The sequence below is a fragment of the Diaphorobacter aerolatus genome (assembly GCF_014489535.1).
Classification (GTDB): domain Bacteria; phylum Pseudomonadota; class Gammaproteobacteria; order Burkholderiales; family Burkholderiaceae_C; genus Diaphorobacter_A; species Diaphorobacter_A aerolatus.
Genome location: NZ_CP060783.1, coordinates 1,750,000 through 1,776,289, shown reverse-complemented (window position 1 = coordinate 1,776,289; position 26,290 = coordinate 1,750,000). Strand labels below are relative to the sequence as shown.

21 protein-coding genes and 3 pseudogenes are annotated in these 26,290 nt (G+C 60.2%); 13 read left to right on the top strand and 11 right to left on the bottom strand.

From position 1 onward, the window contains the following. Nucleotide 1: 1 nt before the first annotated feature. The 7 genes and pseudogenes from H9K75_RS08245 to metK form a co-directional block, all read right to left on the bottom strand. Nucleotides 2-1,704 (bottom strand): annotated as a pseudogene (locus H9K75_RS08245) (NAD+ synthase). Between the two features lie 3 nt (nt 1,705-1,707). After that, nucleotides 1,708-2,934, bottom strand: coding sequence for a nicotinate phosphoribosyltransferase (gene pncB / locus H9K75_RS08240; RefSeq protein WP_187725403.1), 1,227 nt, complete (start codon nt 2,932-2,934; stop codon nt 1,708-1,710). Between the two features lie 33 nt (nt 2,935-2,967). Next, nucleotides 2,968-3,843: a cysteine hydrolase family protein gene (locus H9K75_RS08235; RefSeq protein WP_187725402.1), complete on the bottom strand. Its 876-nt coding sequence runs from the start codon at nt 3,841-3,843 to the stop codon at nt 2,968-2,970. A gap of 175 nt (nt 3,844-4,018) precedes the next feature. Further along, a complete protein-coding gene (locus H9K75_RS08230) occupies nt 4,019-4,264 on the bottom strand; it encodes a YbdD/YjiX family protein (protein WP_449757728.1) in 246 nt (81 codons plus the stop codon). Beyond that, on the bottom strand, nt 4,261-6,345 hold the full coding sequence (locus H9K75_RS08225) for a carbon starvation CstA family protein (RefSeq protein WP_187725401.1): 2,085 nt from the start codon (nt 6,343-6,345) through the stop codon (nt 4,261-4,263). Before H9K75_RS08225 ends, H9K75_RS08230 begins: the two co-directional genes overlap by 4 nt. Nucleotides 6,346-6,706: 361 nt before the next feature. Beyond that, entirely contained in the window at nt 6,707-6,880 is a 174-nt protein-coding gene (locus tag H9K75_RS08220; RefSeq protein WP_187725400.1) for a DUF1328 domain-containing protein, read from the bottom strand. Between the two features lie 218 nt (nt 6,881-7,098). Then, the gene (gene metK, locus H9K75_RS08215) at nt 7,099-8,283 is read right to left on the bottom strand and encodes a methionine adenosyltransferase (RefSeq protein ID WP_187725399.1); all 1,185 of its coding nucleotides are present in this window, start codon (nt 8,281-8,283) and stop codon (nt 7,099-7,101) included. A 129-nt stretch (nt 8,284-8,412) separates the two neighbouring features. On the opposite strand from metK, the gene H9K75_RS08210 reads away from it, so the two are divergent. Then, nucleotides 8,413-9,279 carry a lysophospholipid acyltransferase family protein gene (locus H9K75_RS08210; protein ID WP_187725398.1) on the top strand — a complete coding sequence of 289 codons (867 nt, stop codon included), beginning with the start codon at nt 8,413-8,415 and terminating at the stop codon, nt 9,277-9,279. Next, nucleotides 9,276-10,157, top strand: coding sequence for a lysophospholipid acyltransferase family protein (locus H9K75_RS08205; RefSeq protein WP_187725397.1), 882 nt, complete (start codon nt 9,276-9,278; stop codon nt 10,155-10,157). Before H9K75_RS08210 ends, H9K75_RS08205 begins: the two co-directional genes overlap by 4 nt. Before the next feature lie 19 nt (nt 10,158-10,176). Here H9K75_RS08205 and yihA read toward each other — a convergent pair whose 3' ends face one another. After that, on the bottom strand, nt 10,177-10,875 hold the full coding sequence (gene yihA, locus H9K75_RS08200) for a ribosome biogenesis GTP-binding protein YihA/YsxC (RefSeq protein WP_187725396.1): 699 nt from the start codon (nt 10,873-10,875) through the stop codon (nt 10,177-10,179). Between the two features lie 150 nt (nt 10,876-11,025). On the opposite strand from yihA, the gene H9K75_RS08195 reads away from it, so the two are divergent. The 5 genes from H9K75_RS08195 (at nt 11,026) to H9K75_RS08175 (ending at nt 16,983) form a co-directional block, all read left to right on the top strand. Beyond that, nucleotides 11,026-11,649, top strand: coding sequence for a c-type cytochrome (locus H9K75_RS08195; protein WP_187725962.1), 624 nt, complete (start codon nt 11,026-11,028; stop codon nt 11,647-11,649). Nucleotides 11,650-11,774: 125 nt separating this feature from the next. Beyond that, nucleotides 11,775-13,937, top strand: coding sequence for a cytochrome c biogenesis protein ResB (locus H9K75_RS08190; RefSeq protein WP_187725395.1), 2,163 nt, complete (start codon nt 11,775-11,777; stop codon nt 13,935-13,937). Continuing rightward, the gene (ccsB, locus tag H9K75_RS08185) at nt 13,934-15,265 is read left to right on the top strand and encodes a c-type cytochrome biogenesis protein CcsB (protein WP_187725394.1); all 1,332 of its coding nucleotides are present in this window, start codon (nt 13,934-13,936) and stop codon (nt 15,263-15,265) included. The genes H9K75_RS08190 and ccsB overlap by 4 nt, the downstream gene beginning before the upstream one ends. Before the next feature lie 69 nt (nt 15,266-15,334). Beyond that, on the top strand, nt 15,335-16,324 hold the full coding sequence (msrP, locus tag H9K75_RS08180; protein ID WP_187725393.1) for a protein-methionine-sulfoxide reductase catalytic subunit MsrP: 990 nt from the start codon (nt 15,335-15,337) through the stop codon (nt 16,322-16,324). Between the two features lie 77 nt (nt 16,325-16,401). After that, the gene (locus tag H9K75_RS08175) at nt 16,402-16,983 is read left to right on the top strand and encodes a protein-methionine-sulfoxide reductase heme-binding subunit MsrQ (RefSeq protein ID WP_187725961.1); all 582 of its coding nucleotides are present in this window, start codon (nt 16,402-16,404) and stop codon (nt 16,981-16,983) included. A 25-nt stretch (nt 16,984-17,008) separates the two neighbouring features. Here H9K75_RS08175 and H9K75_RS08170 read toward each other — a convergent pair. Next, nucleotides 17,009-17,829 (bottom strand): annotated as a pseudogene (locus H9K75_RS08170) (MBL fold metallo-hydrolase). 73 nt (nt 17,830-17,902) lie between these two features. Further along, nucleotides 17,903-18,148: an LPS translocon maturation chaperone LptM gene (gene lptM, locus H9K75_RS08165; protein WP_187725392.1), complete on the bottom strand. Its 246-nt coding sequence runs from the start codon at nt 18,146-18,148 to the stop codon at nt 17,903-17,905. A 12-nt stretch (nt 18,149-18,160) separates the two neighbouring features. Here lptM and cyaY point away from each other — a divergent pair, with 12 nt between their 5' ends. Then, the gene (gene cyaY / locus H9K75_RS08160) at nt 18,161-18,490 is read left to right on the top strand and encodes an iron donor protein CyaY (RefSeq protein WP_187725391.1); all 330 of its coding nucleotides are present in this window, start codon (nt 18,161-18,163) and stop codon (nt 18,488-18,490) included. A 54-nt stretch (nt 18,491-18,544) separates the two neighbouring features. Here cyaY and H9K75_RS08155 read toward each other — a convergent pair. After that, nucleotides 18,545-20,934 (bottom strand): annotated as a pseudogene (locus H9K75_RS08155) (penicillin-binding protein 1A). Nucleotides 20,935-21,197: 263 nt separating this feature from the next. Between H9K75_RS08155 and H9K75_RS08150 the strand changes: the two are divergent. From H9K75_RS08150 to pilQ, 5 genes are read left to right on the top strand one after another with little or no spacing between them, the layout of a single operon-like run. After that, nucleotides 21,198-22,277, top strand: a complete 1,080-nt coding sequence (locus tag H9K75_RS08150) for a pilus assembly protein PilM (RefSeq protein ID WP_404826414.1) — start codon at nt 21,198-21,200, stop codon at nt 22,275-22,277. Then, nucleotides 22,274-22,912 (top strand): PilN domain-containing protein, encoded by a 639-nt coding sequence (locus tag H9K75_RS08145; protein WP_187725389.1) that lies wholly within the window; start codon nt 22,274-22,276, stop codon nt 22,910-22,912. The genes H9K75_RS08150 and H9K75_RS08145 overlap by 4 nt, the downstream gene beginning before the upstream one ends. After that, complete coding sequence (gene pilO / locus H9K75_RS08140; RefSeq protein ID WP_187725388.1) at nt 22,902-23,588, top strand: type IV pilus inner membrane component PilO; 687 nt, start codon at nt 22,902-22,904, stop codon at nt 23,586-23,588. Before H9K75_RS08145 ends, pilO begins: the two co-directional genes overlap by 11 nt. After that, nucleotides 23,585-24,139, top strand: a complete 555-nt coding sequence (locus H9K75_RS08135; RefSeq protein ID WP_187725387.1) for a pilus assembly protein PilP — start codon at nt 23,585-23,587, stop codon at nt 24,137-24,139. The genes pilO and H9K75_RS08135 overlap by 4 nt, the downstream gene beginning before the upstream one ends. Next, nucleotides 24,136-26,286, top strand: a complete 2,151-nt coding sequence (pilQ, locus tag H9K75_RS08130) for a type IV pilus secretin PilQ (RefSeq protein ID WP_187725386.1) — start codon at nt 24,136-24,138, stop codon at nt 26,284-26,286. The genes H9K75_RS08135 and pilQ overlap by 4 nt, the downstream gene beginning before the upstream one ends. The last annotated feature ends 4 nt before the right edge of the window (nt 26,287-26,290 follow it).

The following is a 26,290-nucleotide window of genomic DNA, read 5'->3' as shown; positions in this document are numbered from 1 at the left end:
CTCAAACGTATCGCGCCGCAATCGGCATCTGCCGGCCGGAGCCGAATGCCTTGGCGCGCACGCGGATGATCGGTGGCGCCTGTCGCCGCTTGTATTCGCTGCGCGCCACCATCAGGCGCACACGCTGGATCAGCTCGCGCCCCTTCTCGCTGGCTTGCAGGCGTTGCGTGAACCGGCGCGCGCTGTCGTATTCACCGACGGACAGACCTTCGCCTTCGATCAGGAGCTTGAGGATTTCATCGAGCACGGGATAGGGCGGCAGGCTGTCGGCATCGCGCTGGTCGGGTGCGAGTTCGGCGGACGGCTCCTTGACGATGATGGCCTGCGGAATCAATTCGCGGCCGGCGTGTTCGTTGATGTGCTGGGACAGCGCGAACACCTCGGTTTTGTAGAGGTCGCCGATCAGCCCGAGTCCGCCGTTGGTGTCTCCATACAGCGTGCAGTAGCCGACCGAGAGTTCCGACTTGTTGCCCGTCGTGAGCAACAGGTTGCCGAACGCGTTGGAGTACTCCATCAGAATCGTGCCGCGTATGCGCGCCTGCAGGTTTTCGAGCGGCAGACCCGCGAGCGGCTGCGAGAACGCGTCGAGAAACTGGCGCGCATACTGGTGCACGAGATCGGCGATGGGATGCGTGAACAGCTTGATGCCCAGGTTATTGCACAGCGCCTTGGAGTCTTCGACCGAGCCGCTGCTCGAGAAGTGCGACGGCATGGTCACCGCAATCACATTCTCGGGCCCAGCGCCTGCGCCGCGAGCGCGAGCGTGAGCGCGCTGTCGATGCCGCCCGAACTGCCCACCACTACTTTGCTGAAGCCGCAGCGCCGCGCATAGTCGCGCAGCCCGAGCAGGATCTGCTCGCGATAGAAGCTCATCGTGGGCAGGCCCTCCTTGGGCACGGACGACAGCGCCTCGCCATTGCGCAGACTGAAGTGCCCATCGTCGCCAAGCTGCAGCGTGCGCAGGTCTTCCACGAACCGGTCGGCCTCGAAAACCACGCCGCGTTCGGGCTCGACGGCAAACGACGCGCCGTCATAGACGATCTGGTCGTGGCCCCCGATCTGGTTCACGTACAGGACGGTGAGATTGTGGCGTCGCGCCGCGTCGCTGAATACCTGGTGGCGCTGCTCGCGCTTGCCGACGTTGCTCGGGCTGGCGTTGATGCTCACCACGATCTCGGGTGCGGCGTCGGCCATGCGCATGAACGGGTTGGTGGTGTAGTCGCCGCCCTCGTCGTTCCAGCTGTCTTCGCAGATCAAAAAACCCACCTGGGTCTGGCCGATGCGCAGCACCTTGGCGACGTCGGGCCCGGGTTCGAAGTGGCGGCGTTCGTCGAAGATGTTGTAGGTCGGCAGCAGTTGCTTGTCGTACTGCAGGCGCACTTCGCCGTTGTGCAGCACGATCAGGCTGTTGTGCAGATGCTTGCCGGGGCCTTTGCGCGGCGTTGGCGTGCCGATCACCCAGTACAGATCGGGCAGCGTGGCGGACGCGCGCTTGAGCGTGCCCAGGCCTTCTTCGATGCGCGTGAGAAAGTGCTTGTCGTCCAGCATGTCGCCGGGGTAGTAGGCGCACAGCGCAAGCTCGGAGAACACGATCATGTGCGCGTTGTCGAGCGCCGCCTTGTGCGCTGCGGCGATCATGCGCTCGGCGTTGCCTTCGATGTCGCCGACAGTGAAATTCAACTGCGCGAGGGTGATGCGGAGCATGCTTTATTTCTCCATGCCTTGGGGTTGAGATTCGGCGACGTTGAACACCTGCCGCAGATAGGCGAGGAAGGTTTCGTCATCGCACATGGTCTTGCCGGGACTGTCGGAGAGCTTGGCCACGGGCTGGCCGTTGGCATACACGATCTTCATGACGATGTTGAGCTGCTCAAGTCCCATGTCGTTGGTGAGCTGCGTGCCGATGCCGAAGCCAAGCTGCACGCGATCTCCGAAGTGCTGATAAAGCGCGAGCGCGCTGTCCACGTTCAGGCCGTCGGAGAACACGAAGCGCTTGGTGTTCGCGTCGATGCGCAGACGGCGGTAGTGCGCAAGCGCCTTCTCGCCCCACGCATACGGATCGCCCGAATCGTGGCGCAGGCCGTCGAAGAGCTTGGCAAAGTACAGATCGAAGTCGGCAAGAAATGCATCCATGCCGACGGTGTCGGTGAGCGCGATGCCGAGGTCGCCGCGATACTCCTGCACCCAGTCCTCGAGCGCGTATTTCTGGAAGTCGCGCAGGCGCACGCCGAGCGCCTGATAGGTCTGCAGATATTCGTGGGCCATGGTGCCGATGGGCACGAGATTCAGGTCGCGCGCGAGCAGCACGTTGCTCGTACCCTTGAACCATTGCGGGGTCTGCTCCGCGAAGGCGGTAACCACCTCGCGCTGCCACTCGCCACTGAAGCGGCGGCGCACACCGAAATCGAACAGCTCGAACGGATGGCGCAGCGGCTTGGCCTCGCGGGCAAGAGCCTGGACATGGGTGATCTTCGCGGCGAGTCGCGTGCGGCCCTCGGCGAGCGCAGCCTCCTTGTCGAAACGGCGGAAATACAACTCGTTGACGATGGCGAGCACGAAGATCTCGAACGCCATCACATGCACCTGAGGCCCGGTGGCGACGATGTTGAGCGTCTCGCCCTGCGCCCACGCGTGGATGAAATTGCGCTGGAACTGGAAGATGCGCAGAAAGTCGATGAAGTCGCTCTTCATGAACCGCAGCGAGCCGACGTAGTCAAGCTCGTCCTTGGTGAAGCGCAGGCTGCACAGTGCATCGAGTTCGGCGTTCACCTCATCGAGCAATTCGGTGAGCGGATAACCCGGGCGATTGCGACACACGAAGCGGTACTCGGCCTGGGTCTGCGGGTGGCGGTGCAGCAGCGCCTGCCACATGGTGAACTTGTAGAGGTCGGTGTCCAGCAGGCTGGAGATGACGGGCTTGTCTAGGCTTCGCATGGTGTGTTTGCTGATTGAACGCCGATGAAAAAGTCAGAAGGGCAGCTCGGACGATTGTGCCAACTGCACTCCCCGAGTGTGCATGGAATCGAGAAACGCCGCATGCTCGCGCTCGAATCCTTGCACGGGACTCATGCAGTCGCTCAGCAGCACGAGGCGCTGCGGCGTCCAGTCCGGCGACAGCTTCGGCAGGAAGTGAACGATGTCTTCGACCGTCGCGCGCACGCAGTGGCTGCTGGCCTCTCCGCCAACCACGAGGCGGTCGGCCTTCGCGAGGTCGCGCAGCAGGCGTTCGTTCACATCGGTCTCGGGATCGTCCCTGTCGGGCACTTCAGCCTTGATCGCGCTGTAGTGCTCGGTCCACGGGCTCATGCCCTTGAAGACGTTGCGAACGGCCTGACGCTGCGTGACCTGCCATTCATCACAGGCGGCGAGCACGTCGGCATGCACGCCGTGGCCCCAACTGCCGATCACACAGTGCACGGGCCAGACCATGAGTACATAGCGGCCCTGGGTTTCAAGCGCGTCCATGTAGGCCAGCACGCGTTGCAGCGCTCGCGGATCGCGCGGAGCATAGCTGCCGTCGCGCACCTCCTTCGCGAGAATCGGCGTGAAGGGCGGTACTTCGGATCCATCCCGCCTCTGCCAGAAACTTGGGTGGGCGACGTCGTAGCGCTGGTGTGAGTCCAGCGTGACGGTGATGCCATCGATCCGCGCGCAGTGCTTGCCGATGAAGCGTGCCAGGCGCTGCATGTCGGCGTGCGCTCCCTTCACGGGCAATGCGGGAGCGACGCGCTGACCGGTGCGCGCATCGAGCGGACACCTGTCGTCGGGCAGGTCGCAGAAATCGTTCTGCGGATCGATGATCAGAAGCTGTGTGCTGACGGGACTGCGGGTGGTCTGCGGCATGGAGGGAAGTCCTTCACAAGTGGCTTGATGAGGTCAGTGTAGCTGATTTAGTTGCATTGTACAACTTATAAAACCAGGCGAGGTGTCTGGCTATCGTCGTGTGTAGTCACGCTGCGGCACGCAAAACAAAGGCACGCCGGGGCGTGCCTTTCGGGTGATGCGTTTCGACGTCGCTTCAGCAGCAGCGCACCGGGCTTGCCGAGCCACCGCCGTAGCGCGCGTCGATGCGGTTCCTGAAGAATTCTTCGTAGCTCATGAAGGGCTTGTCGGGGTGGTTCTCCTGCATGTGCCGCACATAGGTTCCGTAGTCCGGCATGCCCACCATCATGCGTGCGGCGCGGCCGAGATAGCTCCCGGTCTGCTTGAGTTTTTCAAGATCGAACATGTTGATGACCTCCTCGTGAATGGCAAGTCCGCTCATGCGGCTGCGGCGTTGGGTACGGGTTCGAACGGCGTTTCGCGGTCTGTGCGTTCGGGCGATTTCAGCGACTTGAGCGATATCTTGACCGAGTAGAAGAGCACGCTGAACACCACCAGCAGAAAGACGGCCGTGAGCGTGGCATTGGTGTAGGCGTTGAAGGCAATGGCCTGCATCTGTTCCATGGTCTTGGCAGGTGCGATCAACTGGCCGCTTGCCACCGCGTCGCTGTATTTCTTGCCGAGGCTGGTGAAGCCAACCGCCGGATTGGGGTCGAACAGCTTGATCAGGCTGGCCGCCGTCGTGCACAGCACCAGCCAGGCGGCGGGCAGGATCGTCACCCAGACATAGCGCTGGCGCTTCATCTTCACCAGCACGACGGTGGCCAGCATCAGCGCGATGGCGGCGAGCATCTGGTTGGAGATTCCGAACAGCGGCCACAGCGTGTTCACCCCGCCGAGTGGGTCGATCACGCCCTGATACAGCAGCCAACCCCACATCGCGACGCAGCCGCCCGTCGCGATGATGTTGGCGCCCCATGAGTCGGTGCGCTTGAGCGCGGGGACGAAATTGCCGAGCAGGTCCTGCAGCATGAAGCGGCCCGCGCGGGTGCCGGCATCGACAGCGGTCAGGATGAACAGCGCCTCGAACAGAATCGCGAAGTGGTACCAGAACGCCATGGTGTTCTCGCCCGGCAGCAGCTGATGCAGGATGTAGGCGATGCCGACCGCCAGCGTTGGCGCGCCGCCCGCCCGTGCAAGGATGGTGTGCTCGCCCACGTCCTCCGCCACCTGCGTGAGCTGCTCCGGCGTGATGGCAAAGCCCCACTGACTGACCGCGGCCGCAACGCTCTGCACGTCGGTGCCCACGAGCGCCGGTGGACTGTTCATCGCGAAATAGATGCCGGGTTCGATCACGCAGGCGGCGACCATCGCCATGATGGCGACGAACGATTCCATCAGCATGCCGCCGTAGCCGATGTAGCGCGCGTTGGGTTCGCTGTCCAGCAGCTTGGGCGTGGTGCCCGAGGAGATCAGCGCATGAAAGCCCGAGACCGCTCCGCAAGCGATGGTGATGAACAGGAACGGGAACAGCGTGCCCTTCCAGACCGGGCCGGTGCCGTCGGTGAACTGGGTGAGCGCGGGCATCTTCAGATGCGGCGCAACGAACAGGATGCCGAGCGCGAGACCGACGATGGTGCCGATCTTGAGAAAGGTGGAAAGATAGTCGCGCGGCGCGAGCAACAGCCACACCGGCAACACCGACGCAATCGCGCCGTAGGCAATCAGCATCCACGTGATCTGCATGCCGGTGAAGGTGAACGCGGGGCCCCAGACCGGATCGGCAGCGACCTTGCCGCCGCCCCAGATGGACAGCATGAGCAGCACCAGCCCGATCACCGAAATCTCGCCGATGTGACCGGGGCGGATGTAGCGCATGTACACACCCATGAACAGCGCGATGGGAATGGTCGCCATCACGGTGAACATGCCCCAGGGGCTTTCCGCGAGCGCCTTCACCACGATGAGCGCGAGCACCGCGAGAATGATGATCATGATGAGATAGGCGCCGAACAGCGCGATGGTGCCCGGCACCTGTCCCATCTCCTCGCGAACCAGCTCACCGAGCGAACGTCCATTGCGTCGCGACGAGATGAACAGAATCATGAAATCCTGCACCGCTCCGGCAAATACCACCCCGGCAATCAGCCAGAGCGTTCCGGGCAGATAGCCCATCTGCGCGGCGAGCACCGGTCCTACCAACGGCCCCGCACCGGCGATGGCCGCAAAGTGATGCCCGAACAGGATGTGTTTGTTCGTGGGCACATAGTCGAGTCCGTCGTTGTGCAGCACGGCCGGCGTGGCGCGGCGGGGATCGAGCTGCATGACTTTGTCCGCAATGAAGCGGCTGTAGAAGCGATACGCCACCAGATAAATGCAGACCGCAGCCGCCACGATCCACATGGCGTTGATGGCTTCGCCGCGTCGCAGCGCCACCACGCCGAGCGCTCCGGCACCGATTGCCGCGAGAATGATCCATCCGAGCAGACTTGCCCAGTTTCTTTCGGTTTGACCCTGCTGCATATCCATATCTCCCGAGAACATGAATAAAGAAATCGCGCCTGGGTCGCGTCAATCGAAATCCGATGCCCGTCGGCACCGCAACGGATCGAGCGTCAATTCATCGGTCCCGAAACATCCGTTTTTCATCGGAAGAGAAAATGTTGTTCCGGGATGGGTGATGAATTTCGGAGCGCGCGTCGTTGAGTGTAGGTTTTATTCAAGGCGTTTCAACGAATGTAAATACTCGCTCACAAATTGCGGTGTTTGTCCGTATCCGAAATGGAATCCAGGCCCGAACGGCCATTCTGGTGCGGCGCAAAAGGGGCTGCAAACAAAAAGCCCGCTGTGCGCGGGCTTTCTGCTCTGGTCATTTCTACTACTTCTATCCAACGGCGCCGATTCCCAGAACCGCGAGCACGATGAAAATGACGGCAATGACCAGGAAGATGAAGAACAGCACCTTGGCGATGCTTGCCGCTCCTGCCGCGACGCCGGTGAAACCGAAAACACCCGCGATGAGAGAGACGACGGCAAAAATGATGGCCCACTTGAGCATGAATGATCTCCTGAAATTTGAATCCACTCGGATGGCTCCAGCATAGGAACGTGCACGCGGGATGCGAGTGGGTGCAAGCAGACAGCGCACGTAGGCGGTTTTTGACAGCACAGTCAACGCCTTGCAGATGCACAAAAGCCGGAGGACTCCGTTGCGTGGAGCCCTCCGGCTTTGTTTTCAGGACTGGGAATCCCTTTGAGGGGGACTCTCGGCAGGCGTTATTTCAAACCGGCTGCAGCGCGCAATGCGGCTACCTTGTCGGTGCGCTCCCAGGTGAATTCCGGCTCTTCGCGGCCAAAGTGGCCGTAGGCGGCGGTCTTTTCGTAGATCGGACGGCGCAGGTCGAGCATTTCAATGATGCCGCGCGGACGCAGGTCGAACTGGGCAGCAACCAGCTTGGCGATTTCCGAATCGGGAATCACGCCCGTGCCTTCGGTGTACACCGTGATGTTCATCGGACGTGCGACGCCGATCGCGTAGGCCACCTGCACCTGGCACTGGCGTGCGAGACCGGCGGCCACCACGTTCTTGGCGACGTAGCGTGCAGCGTAGGCTGCGGAGCGGTCCACCTTCGTCGGATCCTTGCCGGAGAACGCGCCGCCGCCATGCGGGCAGGCACCGCCGTAGGTGTCCACGATGATCTTGCGACCGGTCAGGCCGCAGTCGCCCTGAGGGCCACCGACGACGAAACGGCCGGTCGGATTGATCAGGTACTTGGTGTCCAGCAGCCATTCCTTGGGCAGCACCGGCTTGATGATTTCCTCGATGATGGCTTCGTTGAAGCTGGCCTTCATCCTGGATGCCGACTCGGACTGGTCGGGGCTGTGCTGCGTCGACAAGACCACGGTGTCGATGCTGTGGGGCTTGCCATCGACATAGCGCATCGTGACCTGGCTCTTGGCGTCGGGGCGCAGGAACGGCAGCCGGCCGTCCTTGCGCAGCTGCGCCTGACGTTCGACGAGGCGGTGCGCATAGTAGATCGGCGCGGGCATCAGCTCGGGCGTTTCATCGCACGCGTAGCCGAACATCAGGCCCTGGTCGCCAGCACCGATGTTGAGTTCGTCATCGCTCGCCCTGTCCACGCCCTGGGCGATGTCCTGGCTTTGCTTGTCATAGGCCACCATCACGGCGCAGCCCTTGTAGTCGATGCCGTATTCGGTGTTGTCGTAGCCGATGCGCTTGATCGTGTCGCGGGCCACCTGGATGTAGTCCACGTTGGCACCGGTGGTGATTTCACCGGCCAATACCACCAGACCGGTGTTGGTCAGTGTCTCGGCAGCCACGCGGCTATGGGGGTCTTGCGCGAAAATAGCGTCAAGAATTGCATCGGAGATCTGATCGGCTACCTTGTCGGGGTGGCCTTCGGATACCGATTCCGATGTGAAGAGAAAGTCGCTCGCCATTGAATAAACTCCTAGTTCCAGCTTTTGGGGCGTTGCCCAAGCCATAGGAGCTTTGGCGAACGCTTTAGCAGATTTGTTTTACGTCGCTCTGCAAGTTGCTCATTAACTCAGCGACATTCAATAGTATAAATGCTTTCCTTCTTTCGACTCTTGTCCGTGTTGCCAATAGGCCTGTTGCACTTCGTCGGGGCCGGCATGGGCTGGGTGACCTTTGGGTTGTCTCCCACCTATCGCCGCCGCTTTGTGGACAACGCGAAACAGGCCGGTTTTTCGTTCGCACAGGTGCGCAAGGCCGTCGGTCACGCAGGGCGAATGGTGTTCGAGATGCCCCGCATCTGGTTGGGCCGGAGCCTGCCGCGCTGCACGATCGAGGGTGTCGACTGCATCGAGAGCGCCTTTGCGCAGAAGAAAGGCATTTTGTTTCTCACGCCACACATTGGCTGCTTCGAGCTGTCGGTGCAGGTCGCGGCCCAGCGCTGGTCGGCGCAGTATGGAGCCATTACGGTGCTGTATCGACCGGCCCGGCAGGCATGGCTGGCGCAGATTCTCGAAACCGCGCGCAATCGCGGCGGGGTTCAGGCAGTGCCGACGACGCTCGCTGGCGTGCGCCAGATGATCAAGGCCTTGCGCAAGGGCTCGGCGGTGGGGCTGTTGCCCGATCAGGTACCCCCTCAGGGCCTTGGCATCTGGTCTCCGTTCTTTGGACGCGATGCCTACACCATGACACTGGCCGCGCGTCTTGCGCTGCAGACCGGCGCGGCCATCATCGTGGCGCGTTGCGAGCGAATGTCCTGGGGGCGCGGCTATCGGCTTTACGTAGAGGAGTTGGCGACGCCACTGTCGCCCACGCTGGAAGCCGCCGTGCAAGAGATCAACGCCGCCATGGAGCGAACCATTCGTCAATGTCCAGAGCAATACCTTTGGGGTTATGGCCGCTACAAGCAGCCGCGCGTGGACCCTCAGATGTCGCCCTCCGTCGAGGACGTGCAGAAATGAGCTGGAGCAAACTGGGCGTAGGCCTGATGCATGTGCTGGCTGGGTTGCCGCTTCCGGTGCTGCGGGGGCTGGGGAAATTCGTCGGGCGCGTACTTTTTGTGCTGGCCAGGCAGCGTCGCAGGATTGCGCTACGCAATCTGGAATTGTGTTTTCCCGAGATGCCCGAGCCGCAGCGCAAGGCCTTGGCCCGTCGGACTTTCGAGGTCTTCTGCCAGACGTTTCTGGATCGCAGTTGGCTGTGGTTCGGCTCGGAAGCGACGGTTCGCAGCCGCGTGAAACTCGAAGGAGCGGTTCACGAACTCGCGGGAGACACGCCGACCATCGTGTTCGCGCCGCATTTCTACAGCATGGACGCAGGCGGTCTGGCACTTCCGCTGAATACCACGCGCGAGTTCACGTCCATCTTTGCCACCAATCCCGATCCCGTGCTCGATGCTTGGTTCATGGCGGGAAGGCAGCGTTTCGGAAACGTGCGCATGCTCAATCGCGCCGACGGCGTCAAACCCATCGTGTCCTGCGTGCGTAAGGGCGGGCTCTTGTATCTTTTGCCCGACATGGACTATGGCAGGAACGATTCGGTCTTCGTGCCGTTCTTTGCGGTGCAGGAAACGGCCACGATTCCGTCGCTATCCCGTTTTGCACGTTTGGGAAAGGCCAAGGTGGTGGCGCTCTACAACGAGATGACGCCCGATGGCTACGTGGCCCATCTCACCCCCGCCTGGGAAAATTTTCCGACGGACGACCATGTGGCGGACACCGCACGCATGAACCGCGAACTCGAAGCGGCGATCCGGAAAATGCCAGCGCAGTACTACTGGGTACACAAGCGCTTCAAGACCCGGCCCGAAGGCGAGCCGTCTCTGTACGCCAGGCGCTGAGTGCCCGAGTGCCCGGCGTTCAGTCTTCGGACGAAGCCTCGTCTTCGGCATCCGGTTGGGCGTCATCGCCGCCGTCCTGGGATGATGTCGAAGCGGCGCGCAGCTTCTCGCTCTCGGGAGGGTGCGCCCACTGCCACAGCAGCCTGGCGACATCGTCCACGCCCTGTTTCTTGAGCGCCGAGAACAATCGCACCTCGCCGCCACCGGCATTGAGTTTGGTGATCGACAGCACCTTGGCCTGCTCGCTGCGCGTGAGCTTGTCGGCCTTGGTCAGTATCACGAGAAACTTCATGCCCGCCTCGACGCGTGGACGGACGGCTTCGAGCAGCGCCTCGTCAAGCTCGGTCAGCCCGAGGCGCGGATCGCACAGCAGCACGATCGCCGTGAGGCTTGGGCGGCTCACCAGATAATTGAGCATGACACGCTGCCAGCGCTGCTTGTCCGAACGCGAAACCGCCGCATAGCCATAGCCCGGCAGGTCGGCCAGAATCGCGTCGGTCACGCCTTGCCGACCCAGTGAGAACAGGTTGATGTGCTGCGTGCGACCGGGTTTCTTCGACGCGAACGCCAGCTGCTTTTGCTGCGTGAGGGTGTTGATGCAGGTGGATTTGCCCGCGTTGGAGCGGCCCACGAACGCGATCTCGGGGACCGTCACCACGGGCAACTGGTCGAGTTGTGCGGCCGTGGTGAAAAAGCGCGCTGTATGCATCCATCCCATTGCCGTCTTTGCGTCGGGTACTGTATTGGCTGCATCAGTCTCTGACACTTGCGGGTTTATTGACATATATCGGGTTTCCAAGGGATGGCGCCAAAAGCCCCTCATTGTAGAATGCCAGAGTTTTGCACTCATAAGAAAAGAACCCTCGATATGAAGTTGCTTGCCTCTTTGCTGATGGCTGTCACGGTTTCCGCAGTTGCTGTTCCGTCGTTTGCCGCAGGTGAATCAAAAGCACCAAAGCCCGACCTTGCCAAAGGCGAGGCAAGTTATGCCATTTGCGTGGCCTGTCATGCAGCCGATGGCAATTCGGCCATCGCGGCCAATCCCGTTCTGGCGCAGCAGCATCCTGAATATCTGGTCAAGCAGTTGCAGGAGTTCAAGTCCGGCAAGCGCAACGATCCCGTGATGAAGGGCATGGCCGCCACGTTGTCTGATGACGACATGCGCAATGTGTCATGGTGGCTCGCCTCCAAAAAAGCCAAGAGCGGTTTCTCCAAGGACAAGGAACTGGTCGCGCTTGGCGAGAGAATCTACCGCGGCGGCATCCAGGATCGCAATATTGCGGCCTGCGCGGGCTGCCACAGCCCCAACGGTGCCGGCATTCCGGCGCAGTACCCACGCCTCGGCGGCCAGCATGCGGATTACACCGTCAAGCAGCTCACCGATTTCCGCGATGGCAAGCGTGGCAACAACATGATCATGACGCAGGAAGTCTCCAAGATGAACGACCGCGAGATCCGGGCCGTTTCGGATTACATCGCCGGATTGCGTTAAAGTAGTTCAAGGCAAGCAGCGGTTCCGCAAGGCACATTGACGGAACCAACCGCCGATAATCACACCCAAAAGGGCGGGCACATCGCGAGGGATGGCCCGCCTTTTCCTTTTTCGCCCAACCTTTCATGTCCGACGCCACACCAGACGCCTCCAACGCGTCGCCCAGCGCACCGAACTGGCGCTCCCTGACCGAACTGCTGGCGTCGATGCGATTCGCCATCTCGCTGTTGACGGTGATCTGCATCGCCTCGGTGATCGGCACGGTGCTCAAGCAGCACGAGCCGGCGGTGAATTACGTGAACCAGTTCGGACCATTCTGGGCAGACCTTTTCCTGTCGCTCAAGCTCAATTCGGTTTACAGCGCCTGGTGGTTCCTGCTGATTCTGGCGTTTCTGGTGGTGAGCACGTCGCTGTGCGTTGCGAGGCACGCACCCAAATATCTGGCCGACGTCCGCAACTACAAGGAAAACATCCGCGAAAAAAGCCTGAATGCGTTTCATCACAAGGCTCAGGCGCAGCTTGCGGGAGCGCCGCACGACGAGGCGCAGCGGCTCGGGAAGATGTTGGTCTCCGGTGGCTGGAAGGTCAAGCTCCAGCAACGCGACACGCAAGTCGGCCCGGGCACGGGCTGGATGCTCGCCGCGAAGGCCGGATCGGCCCACAAGATTGGCTACATTGCGGCCCACTCGTCGATTGTGCTGATCTGCCTCGGTGGCCTGTTCGACGGCGATCTGGTCGTGCGCGCGCAAATGCTGCTCGGTGGCAAGTCGCCCTATGCAGGCGGTGGTCTGATCTCAGAGGTCGCGCCGGAGCACCGGCTGTCTGATCGCAATCCGACGTTCCGCGGCAACCTGCTTGTGGCAGAGGGCACGCAGTCGAGCACGGCGATTCTCAACCAGTCCGATGGCGTTTTGCTGCAGGAACTGCCGTTTGCCATCGAGCTCAAGAAATTCATCGTCGACTATTACTCGACCGGTATGCCCAAGCTGTTCGCCAGCGACATCGTCATTCACGACAAGGAAACCGGCGAAAAGAAGGAAGCGCGCGTGGAGGTGAACCATCCCGCGAGCTACAAGGGCATCGAGATCTACCAGTCGAGTTTTGACGATGGCGGCTCCAAGGTGCAATTGCAGGCGCGCTCATTCCAGCCGGGCATCCAACCGTTCATGGTCGAAGGTGAAATCGGCGGCGCACTCAAGCTGCCCGCAAGCGACATTGGCGGACAGGCGGCAACGCTGGAATTCACGGCACTGCGCGTGCTCAACGTGGAGAATCTGAGCGGCGCGGCCAGCTCCGAAATCGACGTGCGCAAGGTCGATCTCAAGCAATCGATCGAGTCACGTCTCGGTGCGGGCAACAAGAGCAACACCAAGCGTGATCTGCGCAACGTTGGCCCGAGCATCTCCTACAAGCTGCGTGATGCATCGGGCCAGGCGCGCGAATTCGTGAACTACATGCTGCCCGTGGACACGGGTGACGGTCAGCCGGTCTATCTGCTGGGCGTGCGCGAAACGCCCGCCGAGCCGTTCCGTTATCTGCGTGTGCCGGTGGATGTCGAGGGCGGCATTGATGGCTTCCTGCGGTTGCGCGAGGCGCTAGGCAGTCCCGAGTTGCGCGAACAGGCGGTGCAGCGCTACACGCGCATGGCGCTCGACGACAAGCGGCCCGAGTTGTCCAGCCAACTGCACCAGTCGGCGCTGCGCGCACTCACGCTGTTCGCCGAGGGTGACAGCCGCGACGGGCAGAAGCTGGTCGGTCTGCAGGCGATTTCCGATTTCATCGAGGCCAATGTGCCCGAGGCCGAGCGCGCCCGCGCGGGCGAGGTTCTGGTGCGCATTCTCAACGGTGTATTGTTCGAGCTGGCGCAGCTGTCGCGCGAAAAAGCCGCCTTGCCCGCGATGCAGCCGGACGAAAAGACGCAGGCCTTCATGACGCAGGCGGTGCTTTCCCTGAGCGATGTGCAGCTCTATCCCGCGCCGGTATTTTTCGAGCTCAAGAATTTCGAGCAGGTTCAGGCCAGCGTGTTTCAGGTGGCACGCGCGCCCGGCAGAAACATCGTCTATCTGGGATGCGCCCTGCTGATTCTGGGTGTTTTTGCGATGTTGTACATCCGTGAGCGCAGAATCTGGATCTGGTTCATCCCTTCGGAGCAGGACGGGGGCCAGGGCTCCAGGGCCATGATGGCGCTGTCGACCAACCGCAAGACGCTGGACGGCGACAAGGAGTTCGAACAATTGAGCGGAAAATTATTGGGCACCCCACATGAGCCCGGAGGCAATGCAGCATGAACACCGCCACAACCACGATGACCCTGAACGAAGGGTATTTTTCTCGCCGCAACTGGTTTGACTGGCTGTTCGCCGTCCTGGTGATTGCGGGCGGCCTGTTCGCGCTGCAACGCTACGGCCATGCGATGGACATGTACGAAAAAGGCATTCTCGTCGCTGCTATTCCGAGTGCAATCTGGCTGGGCTGGTTCTGGCGACCTCTGGCCACGCTGATGCTGGTGGTGGCGGCAGTGGCGCTCGGTGCGATCGGTCTCTATCAGGGCGACGGCGGCGGCGATCTGGCGCGGGCCGATACGGTATTTCTGCTGAAATACTTCATCTCCAGTCAGTCGGCGATTCTCTGGATGAGCATGCTGTGCTTCATCAGCACGGTGTTCTACTGGCTCGGCATGTTCGTCAAGGGCGAAGGCCGGACGCTGATGACACTCGGCTCGCGCATCGCCTGGGCCGCGGTGACCATGGCGCTGATCGGCACCATGGTGCGTTGGTACGAGAGCTACCAGATTGGCCCCGACATCGGCCATATTCCCGTCAGCAATCTGTATGAAGTCTTCGTGTTGTTCTGCTGGATGACGGCGCTGTTCTACCTGTATTTCGAGGAGCAGTACAACACGCGTGCGCTCGGCGGTTTCGTCATGCTGGTGGTGAGCGCGGCGGTCGGCTTTTTGCTGTGGTACACGGTCGTGCGCGATGCGCACCAGATCCAGCCGCTGGTGCCGGCGCTCAAGAGTTGGTGGATGAAGCTGCACGTGCCCGCCAATTTTGTGGGCTACGGCACGTTCGCGCTGTCCGCGATGGTGGCCTTTGCCTACCTCATCAAGCAGCAGGCGAGCGAGACCAAGTGGTACAAGCTCGCGCCGCTGTGGCTGCTTGGCGTGGCGCTGTGCTTCGAGCCGCTTGCCTTTCGCCAGACGCAGCAATCCGGCAGCTCGTACTGGATGATTTATTTCGGCATTTCGGCGCTGATCGTTGCAGGCATCTTGCTCGCACGCCGCAGGATCGCCTCGCGTCTGCCAGCGCTTGAGGTGCTGGACGACGTCATGTACAAGGCCATTGCCGTCGGCTTTGCCTTTTTCACGATTGCCACAGTGCTGGGCGCCCTGTGGGCCGCCGAAGCCTGGGGCGGCTACTGGAGCTGGGACCCGAAGGAAACCTGGGCACTGATCGTCTGGCTGAACTATGCAGCCTGGTTGCACATGCGCCTGATGAAGGGGCTGCGCGGAACGATGTCGGCCTGGTGGGCGCTGGTGGGTCTCGCGGTCACCACGTTTGCGTTCCTCGGAGTCAACATGTTTTTGAGCGGATTGCACAGCTACGGTGAACTTTGATGCCATTGGCTGACTCAACCAGAGATGTTCATGGTGTAGCCTTGCGCTACCTGCACGGGAGCATTCAACATGTTGATTCGGTCAAAAGACAACGGCTACACCTATCCTGATTCATCCGAAATCACGCCGCGTGCTGTCTATGAACAGCGGCGGCGTTTTTTGTTGCAGGGTGTGGCGGTGGGTGCGCTGAGCATGTCCCTCGACGCGCTTGCGCAATCGTCGGGATACACCCCTGCGGGAAAGCTCACTGCCTTGCCTGCGGTGCGGTCGAAGGTCGCGGGCGCGGTCACGATGGAGAAAATCACCGCCTACAAGGATGCGACCACCTACAACAACTTCTACGAATTCGGCACGGACAAGGCCGATCCCGCGCGCAACGCGGGCACGCTGCGCACCAGGCCGTGGAAGGTGGAAGTGACCGGGCTGGTCGCAAAGCCCAGAACCTTCGATATCGAAGAGTTGCTCAAACTCAGCCCGCAGGAAGAACGCGTGTACCGACTGCGCTGCGTCGAAGGCTGGTCGATGGTGATCCCGTGGATTGGCTACTCGCTTGCCGAACTGCTCAAAGCCGTCGAGCCCTCGCCATCGGCCAAATACGTGGAGTTCGTCACGCTGGCCGACAAGGCGACCATGCCTTTTGTCGGCTCGCGCGTGCTCGATTGGCCGTACACCGAGGGACTGCGGCTTGACGAGGCCATGCATCCTCTGACGCTGCTGTCTTTTGGCATGTACGGAGAAGTGCTCCCCAACCAGAATGGTGCGCCGGTGCGCCTTGTCGTGCCATGGAAATATGGCTTCAAGAGCGCCAAAAGCATTGTGAAGATCGTGCTCACCGACAAGGAGCCGGGCACTGCCTGGAACAAGTCGGCCAAGAACGAATACGGTTTCTATTCCAACGTGAACCCCGAGGTCGATCATCCGCGCTGGAGTCAGGCCACGGAGCGGCGCATTGGTGAGGACGGATTGTTCGCCAAGAAGCGCAAGACGCTGATCTTCAACGGCTATGAGGCGCAGGTCGGCCAGCTTTACGCGGGCATGGATCTCAAGAAGTTCTACTGACCGTGGCAGTCCAGGCGCAACAGCACCGGCGCGGCAATCGCGTTGAAAATCTCCTGCGCCACGCGGCCGCCAAGCCCATGGTGTTTGCGCTGTGTCTGGCTCCGCTGGCATGGCTGATCTATGCGGCGTTTCAGGATTTGCTCGGCGCGAATCCGGCGGAAGCGCTGATCCGTTCTACGGGAGACTGGACGTTGCGAATGCTGTGCGTGGTGCTTGCCGTCACGCCGCTGCGGCAATGGCTGCACCTGCCGTCCCTGGCGAGATTTCGGCGCATGCTGGGGCTCTTCGTGTTCTTCTACGCGGCATTGCATCTGCTTTGCTACGCGTGGCTGGACATGGGATTCGATCCAGCAGAACTGGTGCGAGACATTGCCAAGCGGCCCTTTATCCTGGTGGGATTTCTCGCGTTCGTGTTGTTGGCCGCTCTGGCCGCGACCTCGCCCAAACGCGCCATCAAGGCCATGGGTGCGCGGCGCTGGCAAATGCTGCATCGCGCCGTCTACCTGATTGCCGGTCTGGCGCTGCTGCATTTTTTCTGGATGCGCGCAGGCAAGAATGATTTCAACGAAGTGCTGGTCTATGCGTTGATCATCGCCTTCCTGCTTCTGGCGCGCGTGGGACGCAAGTGGAACGAGGCGCGCAAACCCAAGGCCGCATGAAAGCGGAGTAGGGCAGTTTGGGTGTTCAAGCCGCGGGGATGTACGCGCGTGTGGCCGGATTCATCGTACCTGTCGGAATTTGGTAGTTGCGTTCGTCGAATAGGTCGATGCCGCAGTCCAGCCCGTCGAGCCAGTTGTAGAAATCGTGAATGGCTTGCTTGCCCATGATGGGCGCGCCGTGCTGCGGGACGATCATGGAGACGTCGAGCTGGCGCGCCATGCGGGTCCACAATCGCAGAATTTTGTTGGAGACCATGTAGCGGCGGTGAAAGCCCTCCATGCGCGGCAGGTGTGGCGCCAGATCGGTGATGGGATTGCGCGCTTCGTCGCCCGACATCATCGATACCCGAGGTCGCCGCTGAAGAGGATCCTGCTGATCGGGTCGTAGAAATGGAAATTGCCTTCGGCGTGCATGAAATGCGCCGGAAGCATCAACAATTCCGTGTTCCCAAGTGGCAGATGCGCGCCTTGGTCAGGCACGCCGATCACGCGGTTTTCAGTCTTGCCGACCTTGGTGAAGTGCGGTGCGAACCGCTCCCAGATGCACGAAATGACGAGCTGTGCCTTGGTGCTGGTCATCCAGCGATCAAGCGAGGCGATGATGTCCGGATCGGCGTGGGAGGCGATCAGGTACGACAGCCGATGGGGCGCGAAATACTTGATCATGCCCATGAACAGCTCGTTGAAGGCCAGATTGCCGCCTGGATCGATGATGGCGCCGGTGTCGCCGTCGACGATCAGGAATTGGTTCGCCTGAACCGCGGCACCATCCTCCTCGATGAGGTCAGAGAACATCAGACAGACGTGACGCAGGTCTCGGTAGAGTTCGACCGGTTTTAATGACATTTTGCTACTTCGTATCGAAAGTAACAATTTATGTTTAAAGTCAAACTTTTGTACTGATCGAAATCAACGTAACTCAGCGTTGTGTGTTGGATGCAGGGTTCGCCGGTGTTTGCTCAGTCGTCAGCGGCGCTGAGTCGGGAGTCTCCGTATCCGTACGGGATCTGCGGGTCGGGTCCAGCGTTTGCGGGAGCGTCGCGCGGTTGGCTGCGGCGGCATCGGTCGGAAGGTACAGCGGACCACGCTGCCCGCAGCCCCAGAGGACTACCGCAATCGCACCGAGGACAATCGACCTGAATAGAATTTGGCAAGACTTCAACATCATCGAATTGTAATGACTGACATCGAATTCATGGATCGCTCCGAAACGCTGCTGCTGGCCATCGAGGAGCGCTGCGACCAAATCAACGAAACCACCGATGCGGATCTGGACAGCCAACGGTCCGGCGGCATGGTGACCATCACGTTCGCCAATCGCAGCCAGATCGTGGTGAATCTGCAGAAACCCCTGCACGAAGTCTGGATGGCCGCGCAAAGCGGCGGCTACCACTACAAGTTTGACGGCAGCGCCTGGCTCGACACCAAAACCGGAGCCGAATTTTTTGCCGAATTGAGCCGTGACGCGAGCGCCCAATCGGGGCGCGCGTTGACGTTTCAAGCCTGATTGCAAAAAGGCAGCGACCCGTGGGAGGGCGCTGCCTTTGCCTGGCGGGATCGATCAGTTTCTGAACAAATCAAGAATCTTGTTGCGCTCCTCCGTTGGCGGGGGCGCGGTCGGTGCGGCTCCGTTGGCGGGGGCGCGCCGGCTTCCAGGCCCACGTTGGCGACCCCGCCGCTGCGGGCATATTCCTCGTACATCCATTCGCCACCGACATTCACGACGCCGGGCGGGACGGTAGGCTCGGCGACCGGAACGCCCTTGAGCGCGCGTTCCATGTAGCTGATCCAGATCGGCAGGCTCAGTCCGCCTCCGGTTTCACGGCTTCCCAGATTGCGCGGCGTGTCGTAGCCGATCCAGGTGATCGCCACCACGGTGGGCTGGAAACCGGCAAACCACGCATCGAAGGCGTCGTTGGTCGTGCCGGTCTTGCCGTAGATGTCGGGTCGCTTGAGTGTTGCCTGCGCCTTGGCGGCGGTACCCGAGCGTGCCACTTCCTGCAAGAGGCTGTTGGTCACGAAGGCGTTGCGCGCATCGATCACGCGATCCATGTTGGCAAGCGAAGGCGGCGGCACCTCGGAGATCACGTGCCCACGATGATCCGTCACCCGGGCGATCAGATAAGGGTTCACGCGGTACCCGCCGTTGGCGAAGACCGAATAGGCCGTCACCATCTGCATCGGAGTCACGGAGCCCGCACCGAGCGCCATCGTGAGGTAGGCGGGATGCTTGTCGGCGTCGAATCCGAAACGGGTCACCCAGTTCTGGGTGAACTTGGTTCCCGCGGCTTGAAGAATCCGAATCGACACCACGTTCTTTGATCGCGCGAGGCCAGTGCGCATCGTCATTGGTCCGTCATAGCGACCGTCGTAGTTTTTGGGCTCCCACGGCTGTCCACCGGTGACGCCCGCGTTGAAGAACAGGGGCGCATCGTTGATCACGGTCGAGGGCGAGAAGCCCTTTTCCAGTGCGCCGGAATAGATGAAGGGCTTGAAGCTCGAGCCCGGCTGGCGCCATGCCTGCGTGACGTGATTGAACTTGTTCTTGTCGAAATCGAATCCGCCCACGAGCGCCTTGATCTCCCCGGTACGCGGGTCGGCCGACACGAACGCGCCCTCGACCTCGGGCAGTTGGGTGATTTCCCAGCCCTGCTTGGGCATTTGCACGATGCGCACTATTGCGCCGCGGCGCAGCTTGACGTTGGGTGGGGCCTTGTCGCTCAGGCCGGACTGCACCGGCTTGAGGCCGTCGCCCGTGATGGTGATCGGCTCGCCGTTGGCGCGCGCGACCACCACTTTCCTGGCGGAAGCCTCGAGCACGACGGCAGCAAGCACGTTGCCGTTGTCAGGGTGATTGGCGAGCGCATCGTCAAGCGCTTCCTCGGCCTCGCCGGGGTCCTTGGGCAGGTCCACGAAGCGCTCGGGGCCGCGGTAGTGCTGGCGGCGCTCGTAGTCCATGATGCCTTTGCGCAGCGCCAGATATGCGGTCTCCTGGTCGCCCGCGTTGAGCGTCGTGTAGACGTTCAGGCCGCGCGTATAGGCCTCGTTGCCGTACTGCGCAAAAATCATCTGGCGCACCATCTCCGCCACATACTCCGCGTGGACACGGGTGTCGTCGGTGCCCGAGCGCAGCTTCAGATCTTCCTTCTTCGCCTCGGCCGCCTGCTCTGCGGTGATGTAGCCGGTCTCCTGCATGCGCTCGATGATGTAGAGCTGGCGCGCGCGCGCACGTTTGGGGTTGGCTATCGGGTTGTAGGCGGAAGGGGCCTTGGGAAGGCCTGCGAGCATGGCCGCTTCCGCAATGGTGATGGATTTGAGTGGTTTGCCAAAATAGGCTTCGCTGGCTGCCGAAAATCCGTAGGCGCGATTACCCAGGTAAATCTGATTCATGTAGATCTCGAGAATCTGATTCTTGGTGAGTAAATGCTCCAACTTGAATGTCAACAAAATCTCATAGATCTTGCGCGTAAATGTTTTCTCCGATGAAAGGTAAACATTTCTTGCAACCTGCATGGTAATCGTCGAGGCACCCTGACTCTTGACCTTGCCGAGGTTGGCGAGCGCCGCTCTGACCATGCCCTTGTAGTCCACGCCGCCGTGCTGGAAGAACCGGGCATCCTCGATGGCCAGAACGGCGTTTTTCATCACCTCGGGGATTTCGTTGATTGGGGTCAGATTTCGACGTTCTTCCCCGAATTCGCCAAGCAGGGCGCCCTCCTGTGAGTAGACTCTCAAAGGCAATTTGGGCCGATAGTCGGCGAGCTGCGAGATGTCCGGCAGGTTGGGGTAGGCCATGGCCAGGCCGATGGCCACCACGATGACGCCGGCAACCACGCACGCCACGACAACGCCCAGGATCCAGGCGAGGCCCCTCGCGATCCACGACAGCGCAGAGCGGCGGGGCTTCGGAGACGTTGAAGGGGAGGGCGGAGATGTTTCTGTACGGGGCATAGGGGTCCAAAGGCTAGGGCAACATTATAAAAACTGTCTTGTTGCTTCGCGTTTCATCATGTTTTGATCAAGTTGTTGGTTTTACACCCGGGAATGTACGTCAGTGAAAGCGTGTGCTCTCGCTAGGGAACGTCTGCTTTTGACAACGGCGTATGGGTATGAAGTGCCCAAAATTCTTTGCTGGATAACAACCTTACTGATAGCATTCATGTGAAGTGTTAAGTTTTGTTGCGCTCTATCAGCGTGAAAATTGGGAGGCGCTCTTGATATCGATGGGGTCACTATTTGGTAAGCAGTCTGCCCCATTGGTCGGGGTCGACATCAGCTCGTCCAGCGTGAAGCTGGTGGAACTGGGTCGCGACAAGGCAGGTTCCTATGTACTCGAGCGCTGCGCCATGGAGCAGTTGGAGCGCGGCTGGATCGTCGATGGAAACATTGAAAAATTCGAAGAAGTTGCGGAAGCCATCAAGCGTCTCGTGAAAAAAAGCGGAACCAGGACCAGGAATGTGGCACTGGCGCTGCCTTCTTCGGCCGTCATTACCAAGCGTATCACCTTGCCTGGCGGGATGAGCGAGCAGGAGATGGAAGTTCAGGTCGAGTCCGAGGCCAATCAATACATTCCGTTTTCGCTCGATGAAGTGAGTCTCGACTTTTGCGTGGTGGGTCCGAACAAGTCGGCTCCGGATGACGTGGATGTATTGATCGCAGCATCGCGTAAGGAGAAGGTGCAGGATCGCCAGGGCCTGGCCGAAGCGGCCGGCTTGAAGGCGGTTGTCGTCGATATCGAATCCAATGCTGCGCGCATGGCCGCCAATCGGCTCGTCGAAGCACTTCCGAACAAGGGCAAGGATGCCGTGGTCGCGCTGTTTGAAATCGGTGCCATGACTACCAGCATGCAGGTGCTGCGCAACGATGAAGTGCTGTATGACCGTGACCAGGCGTTTGGCGGCTCGCAACTGACTCAGTTGATCGTGCGTCAATACGGTTTTTCGCAGGAAGAGGCCGAATCCAAAAAGCGCAGCGGCGATCTGCCCGAAGACTACAACTCGGCCGTGCAACGCCCGTTCGTGGAAAGTCTGGCGCAGGAAGTGGCCCGCGCGTTGCAGTTCTTCTTCACCAGCACACCCTACAACCGCGTCGACCACATCATGCTTGCGGGCGGCTCTGCTCCGTTGGCCGGGTTGACGGAAGCGGTGACAAAGAGCACGGGCTTTGCATGTTCTATCGTCAATCCATTTGACGGCATGGAGATTGCCGGCTCCGTACGACTCAAGAAAATGGTACGAGAGGCGCCGACCTACCTCACATCATGTGGGCTGGCGATGCGGAGGTTTCTGCAGTGATATTGATTAATTTGCTTCCCCACCGGGAAGCCGCCAGGAAGCGCAGGAAAGAGGCGTTCCAGGTCACCATGGTCATGGCCGCCGTGCTGGGTGCGCTGATCGCCGGCGCGGTGTACATGTGGTACCAAAACAGAATCGAAAGCCAGCAGGAGCGCAATGCCTTCCTGCAGCGCGAGATCAAGACGCTGGAAGACCAGATCAAGGAAATCGCTTCCATCGAGGACGAGATTGCCGCTCTGCGCGCGCGTCAGAAGGCCGTGGAAGATCTCCAGGCCGACCGCAATTTGCCCGTTTACCTGCTCAAGGAACTGGCGGCGCAACTGCCGGATGGAATCTACGTCACGGGTATGAAGCAGACCAATCAAGTGGTGGAACTGCAAGGCATGGCGCAGTCCAATGAGCGCGTGTCCGAGTTGCTGCGCAATCTGTCTGGCAATACTCCATGGTTTGCCAAGCCGGAGTTGCTCGAAATCGTGGCAGCCAACGCAACGCTTTCGCCCAAGGACGTGCGCCGCGTGGCGTCGTTCAAGATGCGATTCCAGTTGATGCGTAGTTCCGACCTCAAGAAGGACGCCGAGTCCCAGGACAAGGCTGGAACCGCACAGATCAAGAAGGGGGCCGCGAATGGCAAGTAAACGCGCCCCGAAAATGGACGTCGCGCAGGCTCAGGAAAACCTGCGGCGCCAGTTCACCAATCTGGATCCCAAGGATCCGTCGCTTTGGCCCATCGTTCCGAAGATTTTGCTGTGTGCCTTCATCACTGCGCTGGTGGTGGGCGGTGCCTGGTATTTCTGGCTGACCGACTATGAAGACCAGCTCAAGGCGGAAGAGGCCAAGGAAGTCACCCTACGCGAAGACTACACAAAGAAGCTGACCAAGGCGGTGAGCCTTGAGGCTTTGAAGAAGCAGCGCGAGCAGGTTCAGCAATACGTGACGCAGTTGGAAAAGCAATTGCCTAGCAAGGCGGAAATGTCGGCCTTGCTCTCCGACATCAACCAGGCGGGTCTCGGTCGCAGTCTCCAGTTCGAAACGTTCAGGCCAGGTCAGGTGGTTGCCAAAGACTACTACGCGGAGTTGCCGATCACCGTGCGTGTCACCGGAAAGTATCCCGACATCGGTTCGTTTGCCTCTGACATTGCCAATCTCTCGCGCATCGTGACGCTGAACAATCTTTCGATTGCACCCATCAATGCCAAGGATGGTAGCAGCGCGCTGGCCATGGATGCGACGGCGAAGACTTTCCGTTATCTGGATCAGGAAGAAATCGCCGAACAGAAAAAGGCCGCCGATGCCGCGAGGAAGAAGAAATGAAGCAGCGCATACCTTTTGCCTTGCTGATGGTGGGACTGGCGTTGCTGTCAGGTTGTTCGTCGGATGAGGACAGTGAATTGCGTTCGTGGATGGCACACCAGCGTGCCACCATCAAGCCGAAGATCACTCCCATCGAGGAGCCCAAGCAATTCATTCCAGCGGCCTACAACATCGACAGTGCGCAAGACCCGTTCGAGGCCATGCGCCTGACCCAGGCGCTGAAACGCGATTCGAACACCTCGTCCGTCAACTCGGGATTGATCACGCCTGAGCTTGCGCGTCGCAAGGAGCCGTTGGAGGCCCATCCGCTGGATGCCATCCACATGGTCGGCAGCATGAACAAGAACGGGGTGCCGATTGCCCTGATCAGAGTCGACAAGCTGATCTATCAGGTGCGGGTTGGCAACCATCTTGGCCAGAACTATGGGTTGGTGACCAAGATTTCCGAGACGAATGTCCAGCTGAGAGAAATTGTTCAGGACACGACGGGCGATTGGATCGAACGTCAGGCAACGCTTGACCTGCAGGAAGGTCCAGAGGGAAAGAAATGATGACCAGAAAAATGAAACTTCGCGAAAGACTTTGGACTGCGGGTTTTGCGCTGTTTGCGATGGCTGGCTCGACGCTCGCGCAGGCGGGAGGCGTGATCCAGTCGATCTCGGGATTCACGCAAAGCGGCGCGGAAGTGGTGCGGATCGACCTCTCCGAGCCGTTGACCGAAGTGCCCGCCGGCTTCGTGGTCCAGTCTCCCGCGCGCATCGCGCTGGATTTCCCTGGCGTATCGAACGGCACGGGCAAGAATTCCATCGACATCAATCAGGGCAACCTCAAGTCGGCCAATATCGCGCAGGGTGCATCGCGCTCGCGCGTCGTGATCAACTTGAAGCAGTCCACGACGTACTCGGCGGAGATCCAGGGCAACAGCCTGCTGGTGATCATGGGCGCGGTCGGTGGAAACGCGTCCGTTCCCATGCCCGTGGCTACCAAGTTTGCGGAAGACCATAACCGGGATACCTCACCCTTGAAGGATGTGGATTTTCGCCGCGGCAGTGATGGCGCAGGTCGTGTCGTTGTCAGCTTGACCAATAGCCAGGTCGGCGTGGACATCAAGCAGCAGAACAAGTCGCTGATTGTCGAGTTCATGCGCTCCTCGCTGCCCGAAGGCCTGCGCCGTCGTCTCGACGTTTCTGATTTCGGAACGCCCGTGCAGACGATCAGCAGCACTCAGGATGGCGAGCGTGTCAAGATGGTGATCGACTCGGCCGGTGAATGGACACACAGCGCCTATCAGAGCGACAACCAGTTCGTGATCGAGATTCGCCAGAAGAAGGTGGATCTCAACAAGCTGTCCCAAGGCCCGGGCTACACGGGTGAGAAGCTGTCGCTGAATTTTCAAAATATCGAAGTGCGCTCGCTGCTGCAGGTGATTGCCGATTTCACGAACTTCAATATCGTCACGTCGGATACGGTAACGGGCTCACTCACCTTGCGGTTGAAGGACGTGCCATGGGACCAGGCACTCCAGATCATCATGGACGCCAAGGGGCTTGGCATGCGCAAGTCGGGAACCGTGTTGTGGATCGCTCCCAAGGATGAGATTGATGATCGGACCAAAAAGGACTTCGAGGCAGCGCAGGCGATCGAGCGATTGGAACCCTTGCGGACTCAGGCTTATCAACTGAATTACGCCAAGGCGGCCGAAATGATGACACAACTGACCACTACCAGTTCGGGTGGTGGCTCTGGTACAGGCGGAGTAGCCACGCGCTTCTTGACCGCTCGCGGTAGCGCGATTGCGGAACCACGCACCAACCAATTGTTTGTGACCGACACACCTAGCAAGCTGGAGGAAGTACGGCAATTGCTGTTGAATCTGGATGTGCCGGTGCGTCAGGTGCTGATCGAGGCGCGCATTGTTGAAGCCCGTGACACCTTCGGACGCTCGCTTGGGGTCAGGTTGGGTGGGGGCGATTTGAGGGCGTCCAGAGGTGGTGACGGCGGCTATGGTATCGGTGGCGGAAACCGCTTGGCGCTTGGCACGAGTGCTAATAATGCAAATGCTGCGGCAGGTTTGAACGGATCTGCTTATCAGAACAGCAATTTCGTTAATTTACCTGCGTCGTTGGCGACTATTGCCAATCCATTTGGTAATTTCGCCTTGTCGATTTTCAATTCCGCAGCCAATCGATTCCTAACTCTGGAGCTCTCAGCAATGGAAGCGGATGGTCAGGGCAAGATCGTATCTAGCCCTCGTTTGATCACCGCAGACCAGACCAAGGCGTTGATTGAGCAAGGTACCGAATATCCCTATACCGTAACAGCCCCTAACGGAGCGACAACGATCTCTTTCAAGAAGGCCGTGTTGAAACTGGAAGTTACACCGCAAATCACTCCGGAAGGCAACATCATTCTGGATCTGGACGTCAATAAGGACAGCCGCGGTGAAACGACAACGCAGGGCGTGGCCATCGATACCAAGCACGTGAGGACTCAAGTACTTGTAGAAAATGGCGGCACTGTGGTGATTGGCGGTATCTTCACGATGGAAGAGACGAATCAGGAGAACAAGGTGCCGTTACTGGGGGACGTGCCAGTGCTGGGTAATCTGTTCAAGAACCGCACGCGCGAATCTACCAAGAATGAGATGTTGGTGTTCATTACGCCAAAGGTGATTTCCGATCGTGGACCAGTCCGCTAATTTG

Coding starts and splice junctions, on each gene's coding strand:
- H9K75_RS08175 (WP_187725961.1), top strand. CDS start 16,402: ATGGTGTTTGCGCTGTGTCTGGCTCCGCTGGCATGGCTGATCTATGCG.
- H9K75_RS08135 (WP_187725387.1), top strand. CDS start 23,585: ATGAAGCAGCGCATACCTTTTGCCTTGCTGATGGTGGGACTGGCGTTG.
- pilO (WP_187725388.1), top strand. CDS start 22,902: ATGGCAAGTAAACGCGCCCCGAAAATGGACGTCGCGCAGGCTCAGGAA.
- cyaY (WP_187725391.1), top strand. CDS start 18,161: ATGACTGACATCGAATTCATGGATCGCTCCGAAACGCTGCTGCTGGCC.
- H9K75_RS08205 (WP_187725397.1), top strand. CDS start 9,276: ATGAGCTGGAGCAAACTGGGCGTAGGCCTGATGCATGTGCTGGCTGGG.
- yihA (WP_187725396.1), bottom strand. CDS start 10,875: ATGGGATGGATGCATACAGCGCGCTTTTTCACCACGGCCGCACAACTC.
- pncB (WP_187725403.1), bottom strand. CDS start 2,934: ATGCGAAGCCTAGACAAGCCCGTCATCTCCAGCCTGCTGGACACCGAC.
- H9K75_RS08220 (WP_187725400.1), bottom strand. CDS start 6,880: ATGCTCAAGTGGGCCATCATTTTTGCCGTCGTCTCTCTCATCGCGGGT.
- H9K75_RS08235 (WP_187725402.1), bottom strand. CDS start 3,843: ATGCCGCAGACCACCCGCAGTCCCGTCAGCACACAGCTTCTGATCATC.
- H9K75_RS08230 (WP_449757728.1), bottom strand. CDS start 4,264: ATGAGCGGACTTGCCATTCACGAGGAGGTCATCAACATGTTCGATCTT.
- lptM (WP_187725392.1), bottom strand. CDS start 18,148: ATGTTGAAGTCTTGCCAAATTCTATTCAGGTCGATTGTCCTCGGTGCG.
- H9K75_RS08210 (WP_187725398.1), top strand. CDS start 8,413: ATGCTTTCCTTCTTTCGACTCTTGTCCGTGTTGCCAATAGGCCTGTTG.
- ccsB (WP_187725394.1), top strand. CDS start 13,934: ATGAACACCGCCACAACCACGATGACCCTGAACGAAGGGTATTTTTCT.
- H9K75_RS08190 (WP_187725395.1), top strand. CDS start 11,775: ATGTCCGACGCCACACCAGACGCCTCCAACGCGTCGCCCAGCGCACCG.
- H9K75_RS08195 (WP_187725962.1), top strand. CDS start 11,026: ATGAAGTTGCTTGCCTCTTTGCTGATGGCTGTCACGGTTTCCGCAGTT.
- pilQ (WP_187725386.1), top strand. CDS start 24,136: ATGATGACCAGAAAAATGAAACTTCGCGAAAGACTTTGGACTGCGGGT.
- msrP (WP_187725393.1), top strand. CDS start 15,335: ATGTTGATTCGGTCAAAAGACAACGGCTACACCTATCCTGATTCATCC.
- H9K75_RS08225 (WP_187725401.1), bottom strand. CDS start 6,345: ATGCAGCAGGGTCAAACCGAAAGAAACTGGGCAAGTCTGCTCGGATGG.
- metK (WP_187725399.1), bottom strand. CDS start 8,283: ATGGCGAGCGACTTTCTCTTCACATCGGAATCGGTATCCGAAGGCCAC.